This is a genomic window from Rothia sp. ZJ932 (genome assembly GCF_016924835.1).
GTDB lineage: Bacteria > Actinomycetota > Actinomycetes > Actinomycetales > Micrococcaceae > Rothia.
Map to the genome: position 1 here is coordinate 2,046,916 of NZ_CP070480.1, position 23,477 is coordinate 2,070,392.

At 54.5% G+C, this 23,477-nt stretch carries 17 protein-coding genes and 1 CRISPR repeat array; of the genes, 4 read left to right on the plus strand and 13 right to left on the minus strand.

Translation table 11 applies throughout. The annotated features are described in order from the left end of the window. Positions 1–170: 170 nt before the first annotated feature. Positions 171–2,279 (plus strand): AMP-binding protein, encoded by a 2,109-nt coding sequence (locus JR346_RS09355; protein WP_205482340.1) that lies wholly within the window; start codon positions 171–173, stop codon positions 2,277–2,279. Here JR346_RS09355 and JR346_RS09360 read toward each other — a convergent pair. Together JR346_RS09360 and JR346_RS09365 are read right to left on the minus strand one after the other, a co-directional pair. Beyond that, positions 2,276–2,638, minus strand: a complete 363-nt coding sequence (locus JR346_RS09360) for a PadR family transcriptional regulator (RefSeq protein ID WP_240333941.1) — start codon at positions 2,636–2,638, stop codon at positions 2,276–2,278. The two genes, JR346_RS09355 and JR346_RS09360, sit on opposite strands and share 4 nt — an antisense overlap. Further along, a complete protein-coding gene (locus JR346_RS09365) occupies positions 2,625–3,683 on the minus strand; it encodes a hypothetical protein (protein WP_205482341.1) in 1,059 nt (352 codons plus the stop codon). Before JR346_RS09365 ends, JR346_RS09360 begins: the two co-directional genes overlap by 14 nt. Before the next feature lie 105 nt (positions 3,684–3,788). Here JR346_RS09365 and JR346_RS09370 point away from each other — a divergent pair, with 105 nt between their 5' ends. After that, entirely contained in the window at positions 3,789–4,562 is a 774-nt protein-coding gene (locus JR346_RS09370) for an HAD-IIB family hydrolase (RefSeq protein ID WP_205482342.1), read from the plus strand. A 95-nt stretch (positions 4,563–4,657) separates the two neighbouring features. Here the strand turns inward: JR346_RS09370 and JR346_RS09375 are convergent, their stop codons facing one another. From JR346_RS09375 to JR346_RS09390, 4 genes are all read right to left on the minus strand, one after another. After that, positions 4,658–5,407 (minus strand): amino acid ABC transporter ATP-binding protein, encoded by a 750-nt coding sequence (locus JR346_RS09375; RefSeq protein WP_204878138.1) that lies wholly within the window; start codon positions 5,405–5,407, stop codon positions 4,658–4,660. Beyond that, the gene (locus JR346_RS09380) at positions 5,400–6,077 is read right to left on the minus strand and encodes an amino acid ABC transporter permease (RefSeq protein ID WP_204878137.1); all 678 of its coding nucleotides are present in this window, start codon (positions 6,075–6,077) and stop codon (positions 5,400–5,402) included. Before JR346_RS09380 ends, JR346_RS09375 begins: the two co-directional genes overlap by 8 nt. 93 nt (positions 6,078–6,170) lie before the next feature. Next, positions 6,171–6,998, minus strand: a complete 828-nt coding sequence (locus JR346_RS09385) for a transporter substrate-binding domain-containing protein (RefSeq protein ID WP_205482343.1) — start codon at positions 6,996–6,998, stop codon at positions 6,171–6,173. A gap of 63 nt (positions 6,999–7,061) precedes the next feature. After that, entirely contained in the window at positions 7,062–8,195 is a 1,134-nt protein-coding gene (locus tag JR346_RS09390) for a PLP-dependent aspartate aminotransferase family protein (RefSeq protein WP_204878135.1), read from the minus strand. A 194-nt stretch (positions 8,196–8,389) separates the two neighbouring features. Between JR346_RS09390 and JR346_RS09395 the strand changes: the two genes are divergently transcribed. After that, on the plus strand, positions 8,390–8,959 hold the full coding sequence (locus tag JR346_RS09395; RefSeq protein WP_205482344.1) for a GNAT family N-acetyltransferase: 570 nt from the start codon (positions 8,390–8,392) through the stop codon (positions 8,957–8,959). A gap of 286 nt (positions 8,960–9,245) precedes the next feature. Here JR346_RS09395 and JR346_RS09400 read toward each other — a convergent pair whose 3' ends face one another. The 3 genes from JR346_RS09400 to JR346_RS09410 form a co-directional block, all read right to left on the minus strand. Then, complete coding sequence (locus tag JR346_RS09400; protein ID WP_205482345.1) at positions 9,246–10,121, minus strand: NlpC/P60 family protein; 876 nt, start codon at positions 10,119–10,121, stop codon at positions 9,246–9,248. Positions 10,122–10,426: 305 nt separating this feature from the next. Continuing rightward, on the minus strand, positions 10,427–10,948 hold the full coding sequence (locus JR346_RS09405) for a CoA-binding protein (RefSeq protein ID WP_205482346.1): 522 nt from the start codon (positions 10,946–10,948) through the stop codon (positions 10,427–10,429). After that, complete coding sequence (locus JR346_RS09410) at positions 10,948–12,396, minus strand: O-acetylhomoserine aminocarboxypropyltransferase/cysteine synthase family protein (protein ID WP_240333942.1); 1,449 nt, start codon at positions 12,394–12,396, stop codon at positions 10,948–10,950. The genes JR346_RS09405 and JR346_RS09410 overlap by 1 nt, the downstream gene beginning before the upstream one ends. Positions 12,397–12,814: 418 nt before the next feature. Between JR346_RS09410 and JR346_RS09415 the strand changes: the two genes are divergently transcribed. Continuing rightward, entirely contained in the window at positions 12,815–13,450 is a 636-nt protein-coding gene (locus JR346_RS09415) for a DedA family protein (RefSeq protein WP_204878130.1), read from the plus strand. A gap of 99 nt (positions 13,451–13,549) precedes the next feature. On the opposite strand, the gene JR346_RS09420 is transcribed toward JR346_RS09415, so the two are convergent. From JR346_RS09420 to cas3, 4 genes are all read right to left on the minus strand, one after another. Further along, a complete protein-coding gene (locus tag JR346_RS09420; protein WP_205482347.1) occupies positions 13,550–14,746 on the minus strand; it encodes an RNase H family protein in 1,197 nt (398 codons plus the stop codon). 36 nt (positions 14,747–14,782) lie between these two features. Then, a complete protein-coding gene (locus tag JR346_RS09425) occupies positions 14,783–15,829 on the minus strand; it encodes a hypothetical protein (protein ID WP_205482348.1) in 1,047 nt (348 codons plus the stop codon). Between the two features lie 171 nt (positions 15,830–16,000). Further along, positions 16,001–17,839, minus strand: coding sequence for a dihydroxy-acid dehydratase (gene ilvD, locus JR346_RS09430; RefSeq protein ID WP_205482349.1), 1,839 nt, complete (start codon positions 17,837–17,839; stop codon positions 16,001–16,003). Between the two features lie 551 nt (positions 17,840–18,390). After that, a CRISPR array of direct repeats spans positions 18,391–19,945; the repeat unit is 29 nt; unit sequence GGGCTCATCCCCGTCTACGCGGGGAACAC. A gap of 81 nt (positions 19,946–20,026) precedes the next feature. Next, a complete protein-coding gene (gene cas3 / locus JR346_RS09435; protein ID WP_255521888.1) occupies positions 20,027–22,963 on the minus strand; it encodes a CRISPR-associated helicase Cas3' in 2,937 nt (978 codons plus the stop codon). Positions 22,964–23,477: the final 514 nt, after the last annotated feature.

The following is a 23,477-nucleotide window of genomic DNA, read 5'->3' on the forward strand; positions in this document are numbered from 1 at the left end:
TTTTCCCTAACGTTCGGGAGGAACCCCAATGCCCGGAGTGCAGACACCCGGTTACAGCCACCCAGCGTCATAGACTGTCACATTCGTTATCTCTTGTCACGCCTTCGCGGTGTACCTGCCTGTTCCGTACTCTAAACAGTAGATAAGAAGGCAAGACCAAAGGAACTCTTGTGGCACTACCCGCTGATTTCACGTTTTCTGACCCGTTTAATCCCACCCCGAACCCCGCGCTGATTTCTGATGAAGCGCGCATACAGTTTTGGGGCGATCAGGCGCGGGCGCGTCTCACCTGGGGTGTGCCCTTTACCGAGGAGAACACCCACTCCTTCAAGAAACCGGTTTCGCTGGGGCTTGATGCGGACGGCGTAGAACAGTTTACTATTCCCAAAATTAAGTGGTTTGAAGGCGGCAAACTCAACGTTGCCTACAACTGCGTTGATCGTCATGTTGAGGCAGGACGCGGGAACAAGACCGCCCTGCTTTTTGAGGGTGAACCCGGCGACCGCGAGGCGATCTCATACGCAGAACTGCAAAAACGAGTTGCCAAAGCCACCCACGGTCTTGAAAAACTGGGGGTGGCTAAGGGCGATCGCGTAGTCATTTATCTACCGGTGATTCCTGAAACCATTATCTTCACGCTGGCATGTGCCCGCATTGGCGCTATTCACTCCCTCGTGTTTGGTGGTTTCTCTGCCGAGGCACTGCGCTTCCGTGTAGAAGACACCGGCGCCAAGGTACTCATCACCACCGACGGACAGAACCGCCGCGGCTCCGTAGTACCCGTCAAGGTCAACGCCGATGACGCCTGTACGGGCGAAAACAAAATCGAGCACATCATCGTGGTAGACCGCACCGCAGGCACTGCGGAGGCGCGCGCGTCCGTGCCCTGGGCTCAAGACCGCGATGTTTGGTACCACGAGCTCATTGCCAATGTGCCCGACACCCACGAGGCTCCCCTGCACGATGCCGAAGATCCGCTCTTCATCATCTACACCTCCGGCACCACCGGAAAACCCAAGGGTCTAGTACACACCATGGGTGGCTACCTGACGCAGACCGCCTACACTCATGCCCTGCTCTACGATTTGCTACCCGATGTTGAAGGGGAGGACGGCACACGCCGCCCCGATGAGCTTTCCACCGTCAATGACCCCGCCAAGGTTGAGTCAGCCGTCCACTGGTGTACCGCCGACCTTGCCTGGGTGACCGCTCATACCTACGAGATTTACGGGCCGCTAGTCAACGGCGTCACCGAAGTTATCTACGAGGGCACGCCCAACACCCCCACTTTTGAGCGTCATTTTGAGATTCTTGAGCGCTACAAGGTCACCAACTACTACACCGCGCCCACCCTGATTCGCTCCCTCATGGGAGCTTTCCCTCAAGGACCGCAGGCAGGCAAGTTCGACTTCTCCTCGATCAAACTGCTGGGCTCGGTCGGCGAGTCGATCAACCCCGAGGCGTGGCACTGGCTCTACACCCACATTGGCGGGAATAACGCATCCTTCATTGATACCTGGTGGCAGTCAGAAACCGGCTCAACCGTGTGCTCCCCGCGTCCGCACGACCCCCAGTTCGCACCCGCTGGCACTTACCCCGACGGCGCACCGCGCACCTCTCTCAAGCCCGGCTGCGCTACCCGCGCCGTTCCAGGCATCTCAACCCGCGTGGTCGATGAAAAGGGTGACCCCGTTGAAACCGGCACCCAGGGTTTTATTGTGGTCGATAAAATCGGTCCTTCCATGGCGCGCACCGTTTGGGGCAACCCGCAACGCTACCTTGACTCCTACTGGAAGCACTACGGAGAGCGCGGCTGGTTCTTAGCGGGCGATGGTGCCAAGCAGGACGCAGAGGGTGACACCTACATTCTGGGTCGTATTGACGATGTTATTAATATTTCGGGGCACAGGCTCTCCACTATTGAAATCGAATCTGCCCTCATCACCCACGAAACCGTCATTGAAGCAGGCGTCTGCCCCATCGAAGACGAGCTAACCGGCCACCAAGCAGTCGCCTTCGTAACCCTATCTAAGGCAGGGAACACACTTTCAACACAAGAACTCAAAACAGTTTTAAGCGAACACATCCGCCACGAAATCGGCCCCATTGCCAAACCCAAAGACGTTGTAGCTGTTGCAGATATTCCCAAAACCCGCTCAGGCAAAATCACCCGCCGACTACTGAGCCAGCTCTACGAAGGGAAGGCTCTAGGCGACCGCTCGTCCCTGCAAAACGAAGAAGCACTGGACGCGATTGCCAGGGTGATAGCAGCCCACTAGTATCCGTCCCTCAAGATCAAGGCGCCACAGACATCCGCCGGAAGAAGTGCCACCTGTTCGACAAATTGCTTCCAACTAGTTTCTAATTGAGCTAGCCGTTGCTCACCTTCGGCGGTGATAGCGTACATTTTGCGCCCCGGTCCGCCGTCGCCGTCCTGCCAGTGAGTTTCAAGATAACCTGCCTCCTCGAGCTTGGCTAAAGCTGGGTACAAGGTAGCGCCTTTAATCGGCTCAAACCCCCGCCCGATAAGTGCTTTGCCCAGGGCATAGCCGTGCGTGGCACCCCCCTTAATTTCCTGGAGGAGCAGCAAGGGAAGAACGGCGCGCTGCCAGGTGGCAAAATCTTTAGAACTCATCATCAGCCGCCTTGGCAAGAGCTGCATCGCGTTTGGTTCTATCGCGGCGATAACCAGTTATGAAGGTGACAATAGCAAGTATCGCAACGCCGACTGCCCAGTAGAAGGCAAGACCAGACCACTCTGCACGCGCAGCCATAGAGTAGCAGATAGCAAGCAGGGCAAAGGCGGAAATGGCGCGGGCAATAATCCAAGATATAAAGCGACGGGTAATGCTACGGGTGCCCTTACCTGCCATTTTTTCGGCGTAAGCAGCCGGATCACCAAATTCTTCGCCGGGGTCAGAAGCAGATTCAGCGACATGAGCGCGGGCTTCCTCTACCAGAGCGCGGGCTTCTGCCTTGGAGTAAAGATGCTGCCCACGCAGGGCACCTTCATAGCGAACAAACCAATCGCGGGAATCCACAGGTGTTGCAAGTAGCGAGGGTGCAGAGAATACGAACCAGCCGCTAACTACCAGGAGCAGAAGGTTGATGCCCAAGGCAAGCAGGGTGGGAATCTGCCAGCTATTGTCGGTATCAAAGGCCCAAATTCCGATGGTGAAACACGTTGCAGCCAGTAAAGCAATACCGGCAAGGACGCTTGCCACGGCCGCCCCCATCATGCCGCGCTTGAAGTAGTTAAAACCTGTCATACCTGCGGTGTAAGAGATGATGAGCATCAGCACTATAAAGACGAGATTATCTGCTTGCTTAACCATCCAGTTTTCGGAGGCAAACAGAATAATGACTAGTGAGAGGATAAAGGCAATAAAGCATCCCGTAGCCATTGAAGAGGCGGTTGTTTCAACGCGGTTTTCGGTGATCCCTAGTGAGGTATCTATATCAGTAAAAGCTTCGCGAGCGGCGTCCTGAGGTTCTCCGAGTATCTCAGCAGCAGTAAGGTCTTCGCCGTTTGTCAGTAGGCGGGCTTGTTCAAGGGCATCATGAATGTTCTGATTTGTTGCACCAGGCATGCTGACAAGCTCGGTGGCAAAATCAAGTGCCCAAGGACGGTTGCGCTCGTCCCAGGCTGTGAAATCTGCATTGTTGTGTAGTTTCTGAGCCATCGAAGATTCACTCCTTGAAATGAAAGGTAAACAACTTTGTCTACTAGATAAAATTATTACATAGTTCAGAAAGCTACTCAATAGTCCTGGTGTAGGCTTGTGCGTATGCATTTTGTCTTTGACGTAGACGGAACCACCAGCTTCAACGGCATGACCATTGAGCCCGAAGTCTGCGAAGCTTTCCGACGGCTCATAGCTGCGGGGCATACCGTGGTACTGGCGTCGGCGCGTCCTATTCGCGATATTTTGCCCATGCTGCCCGCCGACCTCAAAGACATCACCTGTATTGGTGCTAACGGCGCTCTAATATATGAGGACGGCGAGGTGCGGGTACGTGCGGTCATTGACGCTGAGGCTTTCAACCGGGTGCGCGAGCTGATTCTGGAGCACACAGTTGATTTTGTGGCTGATTCTTCGCGCCACTACGCCTACTCGCTACCGCACAACCATTTTCTCATCGAACGCATCGACGTTAACCAGCTAGATACCAGGGTTGAGTTCGCGCAGTTGAAGCGTGCCACCAAGGTGATGATGCTGAATATTACCGACCGCGCCCTGCACCAGTTTCTGCACGATGAAGTTTCAAAGCTGAAAGTTGAGGTCGCTGAGCATGATGACCCCACCGGTGCCAACATTGATTTAACCGCCGCCGGGGTACATAAACAGGCTGCCCTTACAGAACTGCTAGACGGCGCCCCCTATATCGCCTTCGGCAACGACACCAACGACATTGAAATGCTACAGGGCGCTAGCTACGCGGTAGCGGTGGGCCCCAAAGAAGAGATTATTGCCCTCGGCGATACGGCGGTGGACGCGCGTGGGCAGGCAGTTGCCCACGCCATCGACGTGCTGGTAGGAAACATACCGGTAGAAGTTTAGGACGCCTGAAAGTGCCACATCGGGGTCAAATACACCCCCTGATGGTACTTTCAGGCGTCCTAAAGAGTCTGTGGATTCTTATCTAAACACCTCGGTTAGATGCGGTAGTCCGACATTTCGAAAATTTGCAGGAACTGCTTGATGCGTTCGTTATCGGAGTTGAAGAATCCCTTAGGTTCGCCGTTGTACAGCAGGTTGCCGCCTTCAAGAAAAATGATGCGGTCGGCGACCCTCTGCGCGAACGCCATGTTGTGGGTGACAACTACCAGCGAGCGGTTTTCCTTCGCCAGGTTCATGAGGACGCGAATAACCTCGGCTTCAAGCTCGGGGTCAAGGGCGCTGGTGGGCTCATCAAAGAGCAGGTAGTCAGGTGATACAGCCAAAGCACGGGCTATTGCCACGCGCTGCTGCTGACCGCCCGAAAGATTGTCAGGGTAAGAATCTTTCTTCTCGCCCAAGCCCACTTTTTCAAGCAGGGAGAGGGCAAGCGCGTCCGCCTCTTTCTGACCCATCTTGCCATTGAGAACCGGTGCAAGTGCTACGTTTTGCGCGGCGGTGTAGTGCGGGAACAGGTTAAAGTTTTGAAAGACCATCGCTGAATGTTTGCGGATGGTGCGTACCTGCTCGTCGGTGAGTTTGCTACCGAAGTCGATGCGGTCGCCCTCGATGCTGAGACTACCAGATTCGGGGGTTTCGAGCAGATTGAGGCAGCGTAGCAGGGTTGATTTGCCCGAACCGGAGGGACCTAGGATGACGGTGGTTTCACCGCTAGTTAGCTCAAGTGAGATGTTGTTAAGTACGGTGTTGTCACCGAAACTTTTGGTGAGGTGATCGAGGCTAAGCATTAGCGTTCCTTACGTAGCGGCTGCTGCGCTTTTCGAGCAGATTCTGACCCCAGGAGAGTACGGTGACAATTAGCAGGTAGAGTACGGCGACTTCGAGGTACATGGCAAGGGGTTCGTAGGTGCGTGCGGCAACCTGCTTGCCTGATTGGAAGAGATCTACCAACGAAATGGTAGAGACCAGGGCGGTACCTTTGACCAGGTCGATGAGGTCGTTGCCCAGTGGTGGCAGCGCGATACGGGTTGCCTGCGGAATGATCACATGGCGTAGGGTCTGCATTTGGGTGAAGTTCAGGGTGCGGGCTGCTTCAAATTGCCCGCGGGGAATGGAAGCAACGGACGCGCGGAAGGTCTCTGCGACGTAGGCACCGGTGTTCAGGCTCAAAGTAATAATCGCTGCCGTCCAAGTATCAAGGGTGATACCAACTTTAGGCAGACCGTAAAAAATTAGGAAGAGCTGCACCAACAGCGGGGTACCGCGAAAAACCCAAATGTAGAACCGTGACAGCCAGTTCAACGGATTCTTAGCAGATCGCGAGCGCATTGCGGTAGCCACGATGCCAATGAGCAGCGAGAGGCCAAAGGCAATGAGGGTGAGCGGAAGCGTCACCTTCACCATTGCTTCAAGCAGGGAGGGGAGGGACTGAATCCAGAGTTCTATGTAGCGATCCATGGGTGCTTTCGGGTGCTGGTGCGGTAAAAGTGCAAGAAAAACCTTTCCTTGGGGTTACGGGGTTTTTCTTGCACTTTTGCGCACGTGGGGTGTTTACGCCTTGGGTGAGAGGTCAGCCTTAACGTATTTTTCGTAGATTGCTTTCAGGTTGCCGTTTTCGAGGTGTTTGGTGAGCGATTCGTCGATGGCGGCTTTGAGTTCTTCGGCACCCTTTTCCATGAGGATAGCGGCTTCTGCGCCGTCGCCGAGTGTACCGTCGAGCAGGCGCAGATTGGCGTCGGGGTGCTCTTCCATGTATGCCTGGAAGGTCACGAAGTCGTTGCCGGTCAGATCAGCGCGACCTGAGAGTACCTGTTCGATTGCCTCGTCGAAGCCGGTGACGGGAATAATGGTTGCGCCGCGTTCTTCAACGAGGGTGCGGAAGTTTGAGGTTTCTGACTGGGCGGCGCTCTTGCCGGCGAGGTCGTCGATGCTCTGTAGCTCTGAATCCTTGAGTACACCCACGCGTCCTTCTGATACTGCGTAGGGTACGGAGAAGTCGTACTTCTGCTTGCGTTCTTCGGTGGGTGAGACGTTGTTGATGACGATGTCGTAGCGATCAGCGTCAACGCCTGCAATCAGGGAGTCCCAGGGGGTTTCGATGTATTCAGCTTTAACGCCGAGGTCTTTGGCGATCAGGTCAGCGATTTCTTTTTCGAAGCCGACGAGGTCGCCTGATTCGTCATGGTAGCCAAAGGGCTTGAAGGTGCCTTCCATGCCGATGCGGATTTTGCCGGCGTCCTTGATGGCCTGCAGTTTGTCGGTGGCATCGGCAGGTGCTGCACCGTCGCTGGTATTGGTGGAGCATGCCGCCAAAACGGTGCCAAGAGCGCCGAGACCGAACATTTGCAGGGCAGCTTTACGGGTTACTTCAAGAGCCATGAGAGTTTCTCTCTTTCATCAGGTAGTTGGTGTTTTTGAAAATCTAAGGGGGGTCGGACGCGCTTAGGCGGCGTCAAGGGCGGTTCGCAGGTCGGTGAGTAGGTCATCGAGGTCTTCGATTCCAACAGCTACGCGCAGGAGGTTATTCCCTACCTGGGAGTCGGCAAGATGTTCAGGGGCGTAGGCGCCCTGAGTCATGGTGGCAGGTAGGCAGATGAGTGATTCAATGCCACCGAGCGAAACAGCGAAAGTGAAGACCTTGAGGTTATCGAGGAAGGTTTTAATGTCTTTGCCTTCTACCAGGGTAAAGGAGAAGAGCGCGCCGATGCCCTTTGCTTGGCGGTTGTGAATCTCGGCTTCGCTTTCGCTGGCTGACCCTGCGTAGAAGATGTCTTCAACGGCAGGGTGTTCGCGTAGCATCTCAAGGATAGCCAAAGTATTCTCTTGCTGACGTTCCATGCGGATCGCGAGAGTTTTGACGTTCTGCATGAGACGGTAAGAATCCATCGGGGGCAAAATACCGCCGGAAATGAGTTGCGCCTTGAAAACCTGTTCGTCAATATCAACAGAGTTAGTGGTGACTACGCCGCCCAGCAAATCACCGTGACCTGCCAAGTACTTGGTCGCTGACTGCACCACTACGTCCGCGCCCAGCTCAAGCGGCAGCTGCAAATAGGGAGTCATGAAGGTGTTATCAACAACCAGCAACGCCCCGTTACGGTGGGCAATTTCAGCAATGCGAGCAATATCAGCAACGCGCAGGGTGGGGTTGGTGGGGGTCTCCAAAAAGACCATCTTCACATTGCCCTCAAAATCGGCGTCTGTCAGGGTGGAGAAGTCATGAATAAAACGGGTTTCAATGCCACGCTTGGGCAGCTCGATAGTGGCAAAACGGTAGTTACCACCGTAAACAGGCATGCCCAACAGCATCGTTTCACCGGTTTTCAGCATGCCCATCACAGCCGCAGTTGCGCCCATACCCGAGGCGAAAACGCGGGCGTGCGCTGCGCCCTCAATTTTCGCCAGAGTGGTCTCAACATTGGCACGGGTGGGGTTGCCACCGCGCTGGTACTCGAAAGGTCCCTCTTCAAAAGTGGTGGGCTGACCGAACGTCGACGCCAAGTAAATCGGGGGAACAATCGCCTCATTCTCAACGTTTTCAATGGCGTGAATAGCGCGGGTAGTAAAACCTGACATGTGCTCTTCTTTCGTGCTGATGGCATTCGGTGTATGCACACCGATAGTTGGGCTATTTTATGTTCCTTCGCCCCTGCACCCGTAATCAATATGAAGCTTTATGACACTGTGCCCTCCATCCAAGACCCCATCGTTCGGAACTCCAAGGCAATTTCTGGTGGCTCTCGCACAGTGCCCAACGCTACGATAACTCTATGCACCCTCACCTCATTGCCGAGCATTTCACCCTGCGACCTCTACGCCGGGCAGATGCACCAGAACTTACCGAAGCCTGCCAAGACCCCGAGATTCTGCGCTGGTGCGCGAGCATTCCCCTGAACTACACTGAACAAGACGTTCTTGGCTTTATTGAGTACACGCAAGATGCCGGTAAGCGCGGAGCAGAGTACGTGTGGGCTATCGATTACTCGGGAGTTCTTGCCGGGGTGGTGACCTTACGATGCGCTACCCCCGATACAGCAGAACTAGGTTTCTGGGCGACACCCACCCTGCGCGGGCGGGGTATCATCACCGAAGCCTGCCACCTGGTGCTGGGGTTCGTCTTTGACCCTGCGGGGCTGAGCTTAGAGTCGGTGGAATGGACGGCAATCTACGGTAATGACACCAGCTACCGGGTTGCTCAAAAGCTCGGCTTCAGCGATATTGAGTTTATTGAGAATGGAACCCCCGACCGTCCCGACGTCGCCGGTGTGCCCCGCCGGGCGGACGCTTGGCACGCGTCCATGACCCGTGAGCAGTGGTTGGACGCCAATTTTAGGGTCTAAATGCCACTTCTTCTAAAATTTACGCGACAGATTGCGTCCCTCACTGCATCATATGCAGACTTCGTCTAACCTATCCGCTAAAACGCTGACTGCAGAGGTGACCATCAAAAGTAATGCTGACCGTACATATCGCGGTCAGCATTACTTTTAGCGGTCACCTCCGAGGCGCGCAGACGAACACCAGGTGAAAACGTCCTCCTTCTTAGTACCCCCCCCCCCGAAAACAAAAGTGCCCCACCCCGGATAAACCGGGTGAGGCACTTTTGGAAAATCCTATATGAGGGGATTAGCCACCGTATGCTGCGCTCATGGAGATGTAGATAGGAGCGGACGCTGCCGGCAGGTTAGCAGAGAACACCTTGGTGCCCATGCCTTCCCAGCCACCGTGGACTGCCTGACCGTTGCCAATGTAAACAGCGATGTGTGACTGACCGAAGCCGTTGGATGCGTAGTAAATCAAGTCGCCGGGCTGGGCTTCAGCGGCGCTCACAACGTTACCCAGTGACATGTAACCTACGGGCCAACCGTGGTAGTTCACGCCAGCTGCCTTGATGGAGTTGGTAGCCAGCAAGGTGCAATCGAACTGTGCGTTCTGCGCTGCGTATGCCAGGGCAGCTGATACGACAGCCTGACGCTGAGCGCTGATGTTCTGTGAGGGTGCAGGAGCTGCAACAGGTGCCTTGGGGGCTTCCTGAGCAGGTGCAGGAGCTGCTACATGAGCTACAGTTGCGATGTTCACTGCAGGAGCGGCGGGCGCGGGCGCTGCAACAGGAGCCTTCTCTTCAACTGCGGGAGCCGCAGGAGCAGGTGCTACTGCCTCGGGTGCGGGTGCTTCTTCAACAACCTCAGCCTGTGCAGCTTCTTCAGCGGCAACCTTCTCAGCCTCAGCAGCTTCTTCTGCCGCCTGAGCCTGTGCAGCTTCTTCAGCGGCAACCTTTTCAGCCTGAGCGGCCTTTACCTCTGCGATACGCTGAGCGTGTGCTACTGCGTCGTATTCAGCGGGGGTCCACTTATCGAACTTGGTTAGCTGTTCAGCTGCGAATGCTTCGAGTGAAGGGGTGGGGTCTACGATGACCTCGGAGTCTGCGGTTGCGGGGTTTGCAGCCGCCAAAAGAGCACCTGAGATGAGCACACCTGCCGCACCAACTGAGAGATAACGCATCGGAGTAGTGACCTTTCGCCGAAACTGTTTATGTAAAACTAAGAAAATCTTGGGGTACCTTGATAAGAGGCACGATGAACACTTTATAACAGTTTGGTAACGATGTATATCAAATCGTTATAAAAAATTAATAATTGTAGCCGAGGGCACGCGGAGCGCATCGCGCTTTATGCAACTCAGAGCTAGCCTCATACCCCTCAAAAACCACGGAAATCCGGGGTCTGAGACCAGGACGGGGGTGCGCGTCCGCCCAGCGAATGCCCACCCCCGTTGATAACTTTTTAATTAACACGCACTGCGCGTGTCTACGCCGTTACCTGACGCTTGGACGAGATGACACCGGTGTTAAAACCTGCCAAGTGCAGACCGCCGTGAAAACGTGCGTGCTCAATTTTCACACAACGATCCATGACCACGTTCAGACCAGCGTCTTCACCCAGACGGGCAGCTTCTTCGTTCCAAGAACCCAGCTGCATCCACACGGTCTGGGCGCCGGCATCAATTGCCTCCTGCACCACACCGGGCAGATCTTCATTACGGCGAAAAATCTCAACCATATCGGGGGCTTCCGGCACATCAGCTAAAGAAGCATATACCTTCTGCCCCAAAACTTCCTTACCTTTCGCCGCCAAAATCGGGTTCACAAAAAAGACCCTGTAAGGCGATGATGAAAGCAGGTAAGTCGCTACAAAATACGAAGCGCGGGAGATCTTATCTGACATACCCACAATCGCAATCGAGCGGGTATCACCCAAAATCTTCAGGCGCTCCGGGGCACTGAGCCCCTCCCAGGTGCGCTCAGCGGTGGTATTGGTCGCCTCAGACATTACTTACCCTCTTTCTTGGCAGCTTCGTACGCAGCGACATCCGCCTCAAAAGCAACCTTTTCAGCGGCAAGCTGCACAGCACATTCTTCTGTTGCGGCGGCACGCTTATCGGCAGCGGACTCCCCCACCTTCTCACCAGAACGGTTGGTGCCAGTAGCGTAGGTCAGCGCTTGGTCGAGATCCCAGATAATATCTTCGACATCTTCAAGACCTACCGAAATACGAATCAAATCTTCTTTCACGCCACCCTCAGCCAACTGCTGCGCGGTGAGCTGCTGGTGGGTGGTGGACGCAGGGTGCAGCACCAGAGTGCGTGCGTCCCCAATATTTGCCAGGTGCGAAGCCAGCTGCAGGGCACCGATGAACTCAGCACCCACATCGCGTCCGCTCGCCTTTTCGGTAGCGGCAACACCGAAAGAGAAGACCGAACCAACGCCCAGGGGTAGCTGAGCGGACGCACGCTCGTGGTGGGGATGCTCCGGCAAACCCGCGTAGTTAACGTAGGCAACACGGGAGTCAGTATTCAGCCACTCCACCACAGCCTTAGCGTTGGTAAGGTGAGCGTCCATGCGCTGTGGCAGGGTCTCAACGCCCTGCAAGAGGTTGAAAGCTGACTGGGGGCTCATTGAAGGGCCAAAGTCACGCAACTGTTCGGCGCGCAGCTTGGTCAAGAAGCCGTACTCACCGAAGTTGCCCCACCAAGAAACATTGTTATAGGAGGGCACGGGTTCGGTCATGGTCGGGAACTTACCGTTGCCCCAATTGAACTTGCCCGACTCAACAACAACGCCACCCAGGGTGGTGCCGTGACCGCCTAAGAACTTGGTCACCGAGTGAATCACAATGTCAGCACCATGTTCAAAAGGACGAATCAGGTAGGGGGTGGAAAGAGTCGCATCAACCACCAGCGGAATACCCGCCTCGTGGGCGACATCCGCAAGGCCGCTCACATCAGCAATCTCACCCGAGGGGTTAGCGACAACCTCGGTGTAGACCGCCTTCGTGCTCTCGGTGATAGCAGCCTTGTAGTCAGCCGGATCAGTACCGGGCACAAAAGTGGTCTCAATACCGAAGCGACGCAAAGAAACATCCAGCTGGGTCACGGTGCCGCCGTAAAGCTGAGAGGACGCCACAATGTGATCGCCCGCCTGGCAGAGCGCCGCAAAAGTAATAAACTCAGCCGCCATACCAGAGGCGGTAGCCACCGCACCAATACCGCCCTCTAGCGAGGCGATGCGCTCTTCAAGGGCAGCAACTGTAGGGTTCGACAGGCGCGAATAAATATTGCCGTACTTCTGCAAGGAGAAGAGGTTAGCCGCGTCGTCCGCGTCCTTAAAAACAAAAGACGACGTCTGGTAAATGGGAACCGCGCGAGCGCCATGCTCAGCGTCGGGGGTGCCGCCCGCGTGCAGGGCACGGGTGCGGAAACCGAAGGTATGTTCAGCCACGGGTTTACTCCTTGGTGAGGGTAGGACTTTTCAGTATTCATACTGGTCTACCGCCACTCAGGTAAACAAGTGTGAACCAGGTTGCGAAATATGACGGACAGTCAAGCTGAAAGCGGGCTAGAAGGTTGTACCAAGCGTCCGCGCCATCGCTCTTCTTGGACCCCCCCCACCTGACGCCCCTACCCCGGAGGTGACCACGAAAAGTAATAGTGACCATGAAATATACGGTCAGCATCACTTTTCATGGTCACCCCTGATTTTTCGTGGTCACCTTGGGGGGACGCGATCCGCCCCCCCATTTCCCGGACGCCGGCATGCAAGAGGTCAGGTTCACAGGTGACACTCAGCGCTATCGCTAGCGCTGGGGCAGTTAGTGCCTGAGAATAAGGGGAGTCTGAAAAATCTGTGAAAGGCACCAATGTTTAATTCCGTTGTTGACTGGGTTATCTCTATAATGGAGACGCTCGGCGCGCCCGGCGTAGGTATCGCAATTCTGCTGGAAAACGTCTTCCCACCGATTCCCTCCGAGGTTGTACTACCCCTTGCTGGCTTCACAGCGTCTGTCGGATCCATTAACGTCTACGCAGCTTTTATTTGGGCGACCATCGGCTCAGTCTTGGGTGCCTACATTCTGTACGGCGTGGGTGCGGCAATTGGTGCCAACCGTCTGCGCAAAATCGCTGACTGGATGTGGCTGGTTGACCCTGAAGATGTCAACCAGGCGCTGCACTGGTTCGATAAGTACGGCAGAGTCTCTATCTTCTTTGGCAGGCTGATTCCCGGTGTACGATCACTTATTTCTATTCCCGCCGGTATCGACCGCATGAACCTGGTTTCTTTTGGTCTGTATTCACTGGCTGGTTCAGCCCTGTGGAACGCTATCCTCATTTACCTCGGCTATATTTTGGGCGAAAACTGGACCCAGGTTGAAGCCGTCATCAATGAATACTCCAGCGTTGTGAAGTACCTGCTGGTGGCTGTAGCTCTTATTATTTTGGGCTTGCTGATCCGCCGTGCCCACAAACGCAAGAAGCAGAACAAGCCGCTGCTCTAAAGCTCACCCTTTCGCAAGATACAGGACGCCGCCGCTACAGTTGAAACTGTAGCGGCGGCGTCCTTCTTGTATCTGCGCCCCGTTTCAGTGCGTGCTGGGTTAGCGCCAGAGCCTATTGTGAGCGTGAATCGCTGAGGGGCGAATCTGCATCCACTCCGGGCAACTCAGGCGCACAGCCTTAGTGCAGCCAGAAAGCGCGGTAATGATAGATTCGCAACGGCGGTGGAACTCCGCCAAATCGCACTTAGCAACCACCTGACCGGGAAAGTGCCGGTGCATCTTCGACACCGAATCACTCGATTCCTGCAGACCGTGACCTGTATGCCCCGGAACGTGCTTCACCAAAACTCTGCGCTCGCGAATAGCGGCGGTCAGGGCAGTCATCTCATCAATGACCTGCTGATTTTGCACACCCTCTGAAATCCAGTGCTGAAAATAGTACCGGTTGTGGGCAAGACGCAGTACAAAAGTGAGCGCCCCCAACGAATCAGTATGAATCACCAGCTGCCTGCCACCGTGGTAAAAAATGTTAAAAGCAGCCAACATAGCAGTGAGTTCACCAGTCATAATATTGGTGGCATCGTAGTGAGCGTGGAAATAGAAACCGTCCTCGCTCACACCACCAATACCCATGCGTCCGCCCTTGAGGTAGCGCTTATTATTGGTTGATCTGAACGAACAATCCGTGAATACCTTGTACTCTTGCAGTACTTCAAAGGGGCGCTCTGCGAGGTCGGTCTCCATGCGCTCGTGTGCCAAGCGGGAGGATTCCTCCAAGAAATGCGACACGTACTCCCCCACCGGGGTGCCCATGACCTTCACGTGAATTTCACCCAACGAATGAGACTCATAGTGGTTCAGAATCTTCTCTAAAGACCTGTACTCAAAAATCTCTTTCAGGTGCGGAAACTGCCTAAACAGCAACTTCAAATAGTGCTTATCAGCCACCACCGTCACGAGGTTCTTCTTGTATTCGGCGGGAATAAAATCCCATGCCTTCAAAATAGCGCGCCCCACCATTGCAACATGCGAATCCTCACATGACTCTAACATGGAATGTGAATGTGTCTCTGTAATCGGTTCGCTCTGAATCAGTGACCGTTCGCCGCTTTCGTGCGATGTGTACAGCATCGTTGAAAGCCCCGTATAGCACACCCCCTTTGCCTGGTGAGTATGCATCATTATTGCAATCACTGCGACGCCTTGCTGCGTATACCCGGCAGGGTACGACGACGTGTAGTCAGGTGCTTCCCACGTCAGCTCGCATTTTTTGATACTTGCCGGTGTAATACCCATAATCTTCACCTCCCTTAGATGTGATGTTTTATTGTTCTAAAATTCGAAATCTTGGTTGCGCGGTTCGCTGCGGTTTCTCAGATATTCGCGCAGGTGCGGCACAGCGAAAGTGACCTTGCCGTAGGATGCTGGTCTAATGATGTGCGCTTCGACTAGGCGGTTGCGATAAACCCCTGCGTATTGGGGGGTTTTGCCGAGCCTGCTGGCGATGTCGCTCATTTTTGACGGCGCATCATCGGTTGCCATGGCATGCAAAAAGGCGCGGTCTCCTGCTGAGAAATCTTCAAGCATGGGTTCAAAAATTGCCGCTTCTAAGCTCTGCTGGGCTGAAGCGATACCGTTTTCAAGCTCACCCTCGGTGAGCTCGGCGCAGGATTGAAGGAGGTTCTGCCCCAAGGTGTACACCATGAAAGGATGACCCTTGGTAGCGCCGGACGCGCGTTCAAGAATGTCCTGGTGAACCGTGCGGTTGGACTGGGCGAAGAGCGCCGCGAGCTCATCTTGAACCTGGTTGCGGTTATAGGGTGATAAGTCAATGCGGTGCCCGCTACCAGCAAAAGCATGCGCTGACATGATCTGGCATACCTCAGCCGGGCGTCCTGCCATAACCAGCAGTAGGGGCTGTTCTTGTGCCGCGAGGTGTTCAGCGGTGTCTAAAAGTTCGGTAAGTTCGCGTGCCGATGATTTGCGAAGATCATCAACAGTAATGAGCAGACCCGAGTTCTGAGAAGCCAGGACGCGCGTAATCGACTCTAGCTGTTGGGGCAGGGGTAGCGCGGTGAAGGTTTCGAGGTCTGCATCTGCCGGGGAGGTTTCTAGGGACTCCCACAGGGCAGGTAGGTAGGTGCCGCGCAGACGCTTGTGTGAGTCGCGACCAGCTGATTCTGAAATCACGCGCCACTGATGAGTGCGCGCCATCGATTCAAACTGTTGCAACAGGGTGGTTTTACCAAACCCCGTGAGCGCGGCGATGAAAAGGGGCGAGCGAGGATTACCCTCAAGGCGGTCAGTAAAGTGCGAGAGCTCGTCAGCACGAGCTAGGCTCTGCACGGCGGGAACACGTGCGGTGAGAACCGGAACCAATGCTTACCCCTTTCTACAGCCAGATTTTTTATATCCTTTATATCTTTTATATCCCTTACGGGGAGAGGTATTCAAGGTCAACAGCGGATTAAGCGGGGAACTTAAAACAAAAGCTCCCCACCTCGAACTCTATGAGTTAAGCGGTGAGGAGCTGATAGCTAGGGTTAGTTTCTACTCGGGGACGACGCGCACGCCACCCTTATCGGCACTAGTCACCATCGCCGCGTAGGCGCGCAGGGCCTTAGAAACCTGACGCTCGCGGGGCTTAGTGGGCTTCCAGGGGGCTGCACCCTTCTTCGCGCGTCGTTCGGCAAGAACCCCATCAGAAACATTGACACGCAAAATACGATTGTGTACATCAATTTCGATTTCATCGCCGTGCTCAACGAGACCGATAGCGCCACCGGCTGCCGCCTCGGGAGAAATGTGACCGATAGAGATACCCGAAGTACCGCCCGAGAAACGTCCGTCAGTAATCAGGGCGCACTTCTTGCCCAGCCCCAAACCCTTGAGATAAGAGGTCGGGTACAGCATCTCCTGCATACCCGGCCCGCCTTTGGGGCCCTCATACTGAATAACGACGATGTCGCCCTCTTTCACGTTCTTCGACAGGATTTCGTAGACAGCCTCATCCTGGGACTCCACCACGAACGCCTTACCGATGAAATGGAAGAGTTCCTCATCAATACCAGCGCTCTTGATGATGGCACCGTCCTCAGCGATATTGCCCTTAAGAACAGCCAGACCGCCGTCCTTAGTGTATGCATGCTCAACAGCGCGGATGCAGCCGTTCTGCGCGTCCGTCTCGTGGGACTCGTACTTATTGGCGGTAGAGAACGCCTGGGTAGTGCGGACGCCACCGGGGGCAGCCAAGAAAAGCTCCTTAGCGGTGTCGGTGGCAGCTCCGGAACGAATATCCCAGTCACTCAACCAGGAGTCAAGAGAATCAGCGTGTACCGAGTGAACATCAGCGTTCAGCAAACCGCCGCGGTGCAACTCGCCCAAGATTGCGGGAATGCCACCGGCACGGTGGACGTGCTCAATATGGTACCGGGTAGAGTTGGGCGCTACTTTTGCCAAGCAGGGAACCTTACGGGAAATCGCGTCAATGTCATCGAGAGTAAAATCAACTTCGCCCTCGTGGGCGATTGCCAGAATATGCAGCACAGTATTAGTGGAGCCACCCATAGCAACATCCAGCGCCATCGCGTTCTCAAAAGCCGCCTTAGTGGCGATGTTGCGAGGTAGCACCGACTCGTCATCGTTTTCATAGTAGCGCTTGCACAGCTCAACAATCTTCTTGCCAGCACTGATGAAGAGTTCCTTGCGAGCAACCTGGGTTGCCAAAGTAGTGCCATTGCCAGGAAGAGCAAGACCGATAGCTTCGTTGAGGCAGTTCATAGAGTTCGCCGTGAACATACCCGCGCAGGAGCCGCAAGTAGGACAAGCGTTCTTCTCAATCTGCGCCAGATCGCTGTCGCTGACTGATTCGTCAACAGCCATAACCATCGCATCCACCAAATCAAGGCGGTGCTCGACAACGCCTTCGATACCCTCACCGGACTCCATGGGACCACCCGACACAAAAATAACGGGGATATTCAGGCGCATCGCAGCCATGAGCATGCCGGGGGTAATCTTGTCGCAGTTAGAGATGCAAACCAGCGCGTCCGCCCGATGGGCATTTACCATGTACTCCACCGAATCAGCGATCAGATCACGGGAGGGCAGAGAGTAGAGCATACCGTCGTGCCCCATAGCGATACCGTCGTCAACGGCGATGGTATTGAATTCCTTGGCAACGCCGCCAGCTTCTTCAATAGCAGAGGCGACCAATGAACCCATGTTCTTCAGGTGAACGTGACCGGGCACGAACTGCGTAAAGGAGTTCGCAATAGCAATAATGGGCTTACCGAAATCATCATCGCCCATACCGGTAGCGCGCCACAGGGCACGAGCGCCAGCCATATTCCTGCCGTGGGTAGAGGTGCGAGAACGCAATTCTGGCATTATGGTTTCCCTTCAAAATCTACTGCGGTGTTAGATGTAAAGTTTACGCCCCCAAAACCTCCTAACAAGCACGCAAAACTTTGATTTCAGAGTATGAACGAGAAAGCGGGCAGTGGTAAACACGGGAGGGGTAGGGCGTGCAGGGGTGCAGCGCGATACAGCGCGTGAGGACGAGTGGGGTTAGGTAAGAGGTGACCACCAAAAGTAATGCTGACCACGAAATGTACGGTCAGCATTACTCTTCACGGTCACACCTGATATTTCGCGGTCACACGAGACGCGGACGAGGGACGGCATACCGCCCAAGTCGAGGGTTTTCGTCCTCAGGCAATGCGAGCCAGGACGCATTTGACTACAGATTTGGCGGAAGCCCCCCTCAGACTTATTCCCGTCTACGCGGGGAACACGCTTATGGCGTATCGGTACTGTTCAGCAGGGCGGGCTCATCCCCGTCTACGCGGGGAACACCGTATTCGTCCTGCTTTGGCTAGGTCGGTGAGTTGGTGGCTGGCTTCTTGGCTTACCCCTAGTTGCTGGAAGTTGAGGGCTTCGGGCTCATCCCCGTCTACGCGGGGAACACCCACCCTTGCTCCACAGCTTAACGTTATATCCGGGCTCATCCCTGTCTACGCGGGGAACACGTAGTCTTTGGTGCTGTGGTGGTCGATGTAGAGGGCTCATCCCCGTCTACGCGGGGAACACAGCCTACACCTGAGCCTACACCTGAGCCTAGTGGGCTCATCCCCGTCTACGCGGGGAACACTGGACGGCTGCGGTCTCTCGTAACAACTTCAGGCTCATCCCCGTCTACGCGGGGAACACCTGCACCATGCAGCACAAACAGGGCTTATTCGGGGCTCATCCCCGTCTACGCGGGGAACACTTTTTTCACACCCCCGCGCCCCGGCAAGACCAGGGCTCATCCCCGTCTACGCGGGGAACACCCCGTGTCCACAAACTACCATCATTCTTGCGGGGGGCTCATCCCCGTCTACGCGGGGAACACCCCGTGTCCACAAACTACCATCATTCTTGCGGGGGGCTCATCCCCGTCTACGCGGGGAACACCCAGTCTCCAACACCAACAAACTCGAAGTCTGAGGCTCATCCCCGTCTACGCGGGGAACACCAGCAGCTTCTTGATTTCAAAGGCAGCGGCCTGGGCTCATCCCCGTCTACGCGGGGAACACTCCTCTTCACCCGCGATTCCCCCGGTGAAGCTGGGCTCATCCCCGTCTACGCGGGGAACACACAAAGCCTCAACGAGCAATGTGACCGAGCTGATGGGCTCATCCCCGTCTACGCGGGGAACACTTACCGGTGGGGCGCGAGATATCGTTTTTACGGGGCTCATCCCCGTCTACGCGGGGAACACACCCGGCAGCCCAGGCTCACCCTTAGCCCCCGGGGCTCATCCCCGTCTACGCGGGGAACACCATAAGTTGCTCCTTTTAGGGCTGCTTTTTGGGGGCTCATCCCCGTCTACGCGGGGAACACGCTGCCACCATGTGGCGAGGTTGCGCCATGGGGGGCTCATCCCCGTCTACGCGGGGAACACGGTGCGAATGACCCGGTACAAGCCGCCATTGAGGGCTCATCCCCGTCTACGCGGGGAACACATTTGCAAGGCCGGCGGACTTTCTATTTCCTGGGGCTCATCCCCGTCTACGCGGGGAACACTACGGGCTGGTTTTTATACCAGGCTAAGCACGGGGCTCATCCCCGTCTACGCGGGGAACACAGGGGGGGCAAGCAAAAGGGGCAAGCGTCTGGGGCTCATCCCCGTCTACGCGGGGAACACTCAGAAGGTTTCTATGTTGTTCAATTCGCCCGGGGCTCATCCCCGTCTACGCGGGGAACACCTCTAGAGGTTTCTTTATGTCTGTTTGTGCGGGGGCTCATCCCCGTCTACGCGGGGAACACTGGACGGCTGCGGTCTCTCGTAACAATTTCAAGGGCTCATCCCCGTCTACGCGGGGAACACATTCTACGACACCATGAATCTTTATACCGGTAGGGCTCATCCCCGTCTACGCGGGGAACACATAGAAGCAACGAATATTCTTCAGAAAACAGGGGGCTCATCCCCGTCTATGCGGGGAACACACTAGGTGACTAGGCGTAACACCTATTCACCTAGCCTAATTTATTTAGTTTGCCTCAATAGCCACGTTTTAGAGTTTACCCTCACTCGTTGTTGCTGACTTGCAATCCAAGCTCTTGGGAGTATCGAATTTTCTTTCCTGCAAGCAAACATTCGTAATTGGCGTCAAGCATTAACGTAAGTTGGTCTTTCAGCAGATAGTGTTGCTGCCAGCCGGGAATATAGTTCCGTTCCAGTTCCCCCAGCGCTTTGTCGAAAGGATTCTCAGCTGCCGGTTTACCGTTATCTGCAAACTGATGTGGTAGACGAATGGTCGATCCAGCCAAGATATTTGCGAGTTTCCAGTCGGGTTTTTCTGGGCTTTCAACATCAAAATAGATGCCTTTATAGTCTGAGCTGAGTGGTCTGTATTGCTCCCCCGTTGCATCAGCCTGCACCACGATAACCTCTAAGGTTTCGTCGGTATCTCGTACTTTCGCTTGTGCCTTCGCCTCATCTGAGTCAGTGCCTAGGGCACGTCCGTCCTCGCCGAAGTAATCAAACATGAAATCTTTACCTGGTTGCATAGAAAAAACACTGGCCTTTTCCACACCAATATTTTGTTGTTCCTTCAGCTTTTGCTGTGCCTCATCCCATTCATTAGCCCATGATGTCGGAAGAGTCGGGGAATCCATATAAGCCTGCTGCACTAGTGCGCTTATATCAGCCGGTATTCGCAGTTGTTTTCCCTCAAAATACGGCATGAGCTGGGCGTAACTTGAAAGCAAAAACGCCTTTGCATAGATGAGTTCTGCGGCCTTTACGAAAGTAGGCGGTTTGCCCTCGGAGCCAAACTGTTCTACACCTCGCACATAACAGATCGGACGCTTAAAAACTTCAGGACGCTGCCCCGCCCTCTCATGCCTATGCAGACGCCCCATGCGTTGCAAAATAAGATCCACCGGTGCATGGTCAGTGATCATCACATCAAAATCAATATCGAGGGATTGCTCAATAACTTGAGTACCTACCACAATAAGACGGTGCGGACGCCCCGCCCCGTGTCGGGCGTTCTTGCCCAGCTTTGAAACGAGGTTTTGTTCCATTGCTACCCGGTCCAAAGCCAAAAAACGGGAATGTACGAGCATCACTTCTTGTTCTGTGAAAGTTCCCTGCAGGTGCTCGTAAACTTCTTGCGCGCGCCCCACCGTATTGCAGATAATCGCCGCGCAACCACCGTCCGTCTCTAACGGGGCAAGAACACTGTCTAGTTCAGCAAAAGAATCATCCATCACGCGCACAGAAAATTCCTGCTGTTGTGGAGGCTGTTCGATCACCCATTTCTGAGGTACACCAGCTGAGTCTGCTGAAACGGTATGAATGACGGGGTAAGAAAGATCCACCTCTACCTTTTGCGGCGCAGGAGGCTGCCCCTGGCTAGGTCTCCTTTTCCTACTGCTATCATTGTGAAGGCCCAGAGCGTATGCGTCGAGAAGCTTCTTTCTCGTGACAGATGGCAAGGTAGCTGACATCAAAACTACGGGAGCCCGCATCTTACCCAACCATTTCAACGCATTTATAAGATACACATTCATATAGGCATCGTAAGCATGCACCTCATCGATGATGATGACCTTCTCTGATAGACCCAGATGCCTCAGCATTACATGCCGTGAGGCAAGTGTCATCATCAGCACCTGATCGACCGTACCCACCACAAAGTTAGAGAGCACCCCGCGTTTTTTAGAGAACCACTGGTGGGCTACGACGTTCGCAAACTGATGGCTATCGGTTCCCGGCTCAGAGGTGTTGATGCGGGCAAAACGCTTTTGCTTAAACTCTTCATTGAGCTGATTCTTTGAATGAGCCAAATACATTGAGACGCACTCACTGGTGGCAGCAGCTCTCTGAGCCCATTGATCCACACGGGTGAAAAGGGCGTCAGCGGTTGCTTGGCTGGGTGCAGCAAACATAAGACCGTTTTTCCCTGCACGGTGTGCAAGGATTTCAGCCGCGACCAGGCCCGCCTCAGTCTTTCCCTGCCCCATGGGCGCCTCAATACAGATGAGACCTCCATGAGGTAAAGACCTCGCAGCCTCAATAGCTACTCGCTGCATGGGGCGCAGATTAATATCACCCTCCCAGCCAAAACGTTGACTATATATTTCTTCAGGCTCAAGATTTTTCAAGGATGACGGCTGCCAGGGGGAGTTTAGCGCGAGGCGGCTGAAAGCAGTTTCGATTCTAAGGTTTTGATCCTCAATGTTCGTTTCATAGGGGAAGTAGTCCGCGTTTGAGGCAATCCAGTCAGACATAATGGTAAGGCCTGTGAGAAAGAACTGAAGTTCAGCAGGGATTCCGCCCCCACCATTAATCAGTTGCCTGAGTGCGTGCTTCGCGCCCGTCTGCTCAGTGATGAAGCCCAGCAATTCTTTCCAGGCTTCGCCCCAGTTCGCGTATTTTTCATAGTCATCAACATATTCAAGTAATTGTTCATCACGGCGGTCAGGACAAATGTTTGTAGGACGGTCAGCGGGTAGCCCATGGTGAGCCCCGCTGATGTGAGCGACTGTTTGAGCCGCTGTTTCTACAGGCTCAGCTTCATCTCCTAGAACGCGCGTGAGCCAGGATGTGATGATGCTTTGGCTGTACTGGGAGTGCGCGCACCTGCCCTGCACATTCGTCAGGCTAACCGGAAACTCATAGCCGGCGTCCTCAATCTTCTGGCGGTACACAAAGAGTTCTTGGTTTTGTCTGCTATCAAGTTGACCAGAAAACTCAGGGGTAGCTTTGCCGATATCGTGGGTACCTACTACCCACGCAACAAAGGCACAAGCATCTTCTGGTGTAAGCCCAAGTTTTTCTGCAACGTTTAGCTTACTGCCTTCAGATAGCCAGCATTCCCAGAGACGCTGAGCAACCATAGCGCTATCTAACATGTGCTGCGGCAGGCTCATACCAGGTACAGGTGTTTCTTTATCACCTGTTTTCGCCCAAAAACTCTGCACCTGAGCAGATAAATTTTTGACTGGGTTACTCATCTTTCACCATTCCTCACAAAGGTTTCTGTGCAATGACTTGCGGAATAAATGCCCGACCAGCAAACCACGAGGCGGCTGCTGGGTCGATGGAGTTGATAGTTCTAACAGCAGATCGATGAAAATATTTGAGTTGTTTTATATCTAGCAAAGGCTCAAGATGGGACGCCCTATTACGTGCATACCGCAGATGCTGAAGCCAGTAGAAAACAGTATTACGATCTTGCCTACCAAAACTCTCGCTTAGGGTTTCATCCCAAAAGTTAAGGGGAAATTTCTGGGGGTTACTCGCCTTCGAGCTGGGAATGAATCTTACCCACACACCGAAAGTCAATGCGGCTAGATAATCAACATGAGATGGGATCTATTTGACGTCTTTCCCCTGCATATCTTTCATTGCAGCGTGAGCGTTCCTGAGCAGCCTGCTAGATTCTGGCTGGTCACCCTGATACAGCCAGTTTTGACAGGCAGGGCTAGGGTCAAGAATCCACTCTTGGGTATACGGATAGTTTCTATG